The organism is Anaerolineales bacterium, assembly GCA_022866145.1.
Taxonomy (GTDB): Bacteria; Chloroflexota; Anaerolineae; order Anaerolineales; family E44-bin32; genus PFL42.
This window is the reverse complement of the sequence record JALHUE010000225.1, coordinates 1-4,385: the sequence shown is the minus strand read 5'-3', so window position 1 is coordinate 4,385 and position 4,385 is coordinate 1. Positions and strand designations below refer to the sequence as shown.

Annotated in this window: 3 protein-coding genes; 2 read left to right on the top strand and 1 reads right to left on the bottom strand. The window is 63.6% G+C overall.

Features of this window, described 5'->3' with window-relative positions:
- Together MUO23_07160 and MUO23_07155 are read left to right on the top strand one after the other, a co-directional pair.
- Positions 1–1,800: hypothetical protein (locus MUO23_07160; GenBank protein MCJ7512735.1), on the top strand; the 1,800-nt coding region annotated here is incomplete at its 5' end.
- A 339-nt stretch (positions 1,801–2,139) separates the two neighbouring features.
- Complete coding sequence (locus tag MUO23_07155; GenBank protein MCJ7512734.1) at positions 2,140–3,342, top strand: hypothetical protein; 1,203 nt, start codon at positions 2,140–2,142, stop codon at positions 3,340–3,342.
- 195 nt (positions 3,343–3,537) lie between these two features.
- On the opposite strand, the gene hypE is transcribed toward MUO23_07155, so the two are convergent.
- On the bottom strand, positions 3,538–4,385 hold an 848-nt coding region (gene hypE, locus MUO23_07150; GenBank protein ID MCJ7512733.1), incomplete at its 5' end, for a hydrogenase expression/formation protein HypE.

Here is a 4,385-nt window from a genome sequence, read left to right as displayed (position 1 = left end):
TTCCTGGCCAAGTTCGATGCTCGAGACGGCCGGCTCCTCTACTCGACGTACCTTGGCGGCAGCGGAGGAGCCTTCTCAAGGGATGAGGTGGCTCGCGCGGTGGCCGTTGCAGACGATGGATCCTTCGTAGTTGTTGGCAGCACCGACTCCCTCGACTTCATGCCACCCGAAGCGAACTCCTATCAGGCCGACTACGCCGGTGGGACAGACGCCTTTATCGCCTCCTTCAACCCCACGGGGCAGGAGGTCTTGTATTGGTCCTACCTTGGTGGGAGTGGTGGAGACCACGGCAATGCTGTAGCCGTCGACGAGGAGAGGAACGCAACCGCCGGTGGAACGATCTCTTCCAGAGAACTGGAAGGGAGCGAGGGGGTCTTCCAGACGTCCCATGGCGGCGGAACCTATGACGGATTCGTTGCCCGGTTCACGCAAGCCGGAGACCTTGATCGCTTCTCCTACCTCGGCGGAAGCGGGGAGCAGGACGCCGTAAACGCCATTGCGACGGATAGCACAGGAGCCACCCACCTGAGTGGTTACACTTCCTCGGACTTGACTGGAGACCGGGAGTTCCCGACCACACCGGACGCCTTGCAGCCGAAGCATGCTGGGGGGGACTCGGTGTTGGATTCCTTCTACACCAAACTCGGTCCTGGCCTGGAAATGGTGTACTCGACTTGCCTTGGTGGGCAGGGCACGGACTCGGCGAGCGGGCTTGCCTTCTGGAGGGGACGAACCTATGTCGCGGGCCGCACATCCTCCGGGGACTTCTTGCTGCGCGTTCCACACCAAAGCGACCTAAACGGGTCAGGCGATGCCTTTGTCAGCAAGTTCGGCCGCCCGTGGACGAGATCGCTGTACGTCAATGTCCGTTCGGAGGACTCGCTGTTTGAGGTGGGTCAGGATTTCGGCCGGCTCGGGACAGACGGAATTGTCATTCTGGATTTCGGCGCCCCCAGCTGGAGCGGGCCGCGGCAGAGCCGCCTGTACGGCGCAAGTCTTTGGACAGCGTTCACCCCGACGTACTCACCCTCAGCAACAGTTGACATCGATCGGCTGGTCAAGGCGTTCATCAACGGCTGGTGGATTGGGTACGTCCTCCACGGTAGGGACCTTGCGCCAGACGCACGCCTCACGGTGGCGGTTGGAACGACCAACTGCTGCACTGTGAACGAGGATGGCATGCCGCGAGAACACGGGGCGGCCTGGGCGGAGATGGTGTCTCGCCTACGGAGCTTCACCAATGAAATGCGCTATTCGCGGGTTGGGATTGCCTCTGCTCTTGATGCCCAGCTTGCCTGGAACGACGGGAAGTCAACTAACGATTGGATCGACGCCTACGACCGTTGGTTCGGTGAGAATGGGGTCGCACCTGTGACTCTCTTCGACTTTGGTTCATGCGAGGGATGTCACAAGTGCGTCTATGCCAACGGCACAGTCAATCCAGACTGTGCGCTCGGGAACTGGACCATCGAACAGGCCTGGTCGAAGTGCAGAGGGACGGTCTACACTTTCCCGATCCCTGAGATCTACACTCAAGATGGATCTAACGCACTTCAATGGTCAGTACTCAGCCGCTATGCTGTGGAGCATGCAATCCGCCCAGGGGCAATCATCTTCCGCGGGCTCCTCACGGAATGCCAAAGCTCGGTATGCCCTGGCCCCAAGGGGAATCCTCCTGATGAAGGTTGGTGGCAACTCTCCTCGGCCCTGGGAGCCGACCCGGCCACATCGGTCTCTGACATTCGTTGGCTGACGGATATCGACTGGCTCAGCTACTGGGAGCCATGCTTCGATTGCTGAAATGAATTCGGGCACAGAACAGGAGCATACCCGATGAACAACGCTGGAAACTCCTCGAGCTCCCGAAAGCTGGCTGTCGGTGCCGCGCTGACGATGGCCGTTCTGTCTCTTGCTTCCCTTGCCGTTGCGCTTACCCCTGGCCCGAGCGAGGAACGAGCTAGCTCAGTCCGAGGTTCCCCCACGCGAACACCACAGCCATACGAGGCAACCTCGATCCAGTTCATTACTGATGTCGCCAGGACCCAGGATGCTCTACTTCAGACGCCATCCCCGACGTTCGATTGGGCACTCGCCACCCCGCACTTCGGCACGCCTCCCGCCCCAGACTTCAGCTCCTTTGTGCACAGGCTCACCGACGCTGGTGTGATCATCTGGCAGGGACAGCCGGAGGTGTTCTACGTTTGCTACAAGCAGAACATGGACGAGATGCCGGATATCGTCAATGAGTGGCGCGCCACCGATGGCCCCACGTTCCCGTCCCTGGATGTTTACGCCGGCGCCCTGCACCCCGGGGATGCCCAGGGCGTGGTACTCGTCACGGAACACGGAGTCGGAGACCTGTGTCTGCCTGCATCGTATCCCACGCCCTTCCGAGCCGGCGCGGTCGAGATTGTGGATGCCCAGGGCCATCGCCTGCTGCTGCGATCTCAAGACGGCTCTCAAGTCATCTACTTCGACCTCGACTCGCGCAAGTTCCTCAAAGCGCCGGCCACCCCCACCCCCACGATGACGCCTACACCCGTGGGCGGTCCTCGTCCTTCTTCCCACATCGAGGACTACGTGCTCTTCGCTCAGGATAGCCTCGCGCTCAGTCTAGGCGTGCAGATCGAAGCGGGCAACATAGGCGTCAATGACCCACCGGCAGGCGATCGCGAGGTCGAGTTGTGGCTGGGACCGAACATCCACCTCAGCCCCTCGACCACCCTCTCCGCCGACACCGTTTCCCTTGGGCCGGGCGTCAAGGTGCCCGGCATCGTCTTCTGCAGCGATCTTCGGCGCCAGGCTTCGGCGGCGGTCACCGGCAAGAAGATCTCGCCGCTCCAGCTGCCGCTGCTCCAGGCGCCCGAGATGCCGCAGTTCTCCGTACCCGCCGATGCGCCCGATCTGGTAATTCCCCCCGAAGAAGGTGGACTACCGTGGGCGGAGACCATTGCCGGCAAGGTGACGATCCTGCCCGGGGCAGTCGTCGTGCTCGGCAGCGGGGTCCACACCTTCCGCAGTCTCAACATTCAGCGTGAGGGGAGGCTCGAGTGCGCTGGCCCCTGCGAGTTGCGGGTCGCCGAGGAGATCGTCCTCGGGTCGCATGCCTATCTCGGTCCAAGCCAGGTGCTTCCCGCGAGCTATCTGGTCGTCTACATCGCGGGCAACCGCACCCCGGCGCTGCACGCCGGCCCTGGAAGCAGCATCCGTGGCCGGGTGTACTCCCCGATGGGGAACATGCGCTTGGGGATGGGCGGGACCTTCGTGGGCTCGTTCGTGGCCAAGAGCATCTGGGCGCTGCCCGGGGCCGTCTTTCGCACAGGGGATGCAGCCGGAGGCTAGCGGGTCAGGGGCCAGCGCGCGAGATCCGGGAAGGTTTGGCAAGCTCTAACGATCAGTGCGGCTTGATCGGGGCGTTGGCGAAACCCACACAGGTCGCGATCGCAGCGAAGGACCTCGCCCTGGTGTGCACGGACACGCAGTGCCAACCCGGCGAGGGTCAATCCCCAGGTGCCCCCCAATGTCGTCAGATGACAATCAGCAGATTCGCGGCAGCATCTCGCCGGACAGGGTGTCGACGACGCGGGTGCCGCCGATGCCAGTCCGCATCAGCACCCGCCCTGCCGGCGCCGGGCGCACCGTGCCAATCTGCACGGCACCCTCCCCGTATGGCAGGGAGCGCAGGAGTTCCAGCGCCGGCTGGGCTTGCGCTCCGGGCAATAAGATCAGCGCCTTGCCCTCGTTGGCCACGTACAGCGGATCCAGCCCAAGCAGCTCACAGGCGGATTCGACTGCCGGATTGATGGGAATTGTCGTCTCCACGAGCTGGATCGCCACGCCGCTTTGGCGGGCGATCTCGTTCAGCGCCGTTGCCACTCCACCGCGCGTCGGATCGCGCAGCACGTGCACCTCCGGGAATACCGCCAGCAGGCCTTCGACCAGCCGATTCAGCGGCGCCACGTCCGAAAGGACATTGATCTCGAGCGCCATGCCACCGCGGGCGGCCATCACGGCGATGCCGTGATCACCGACCGTGCCGGTCAGCAGCACCGCGTCCCCAGGCTGGGCTCTCCCGCCGGAAATCTCGCGCCCTGCCGGCACCCACCCCAGCCCACTGGTGTTGATGAAAAGCCCGTCGCCCTTGCCCCGCTCGACAACCTTGGTGTCGCCGGCGACAATGCGCACGCCGGCCTCCTCGGCCGCCCGCCGCATCGATTCCGTCAGCCTCTCGAGCACCTCGATCGGAAGACCCTCCTCCAGGATGAATCCGGCCGTTAGCCCCAGCGGCCGCGCTCCGACCATGGCCAGATCGTTGACCGTTCCGCACACTGCCAGCCGGCCGATGTCGCCGCCGGGGAAGAACAGCGGAGCAACGATGTGGGAGT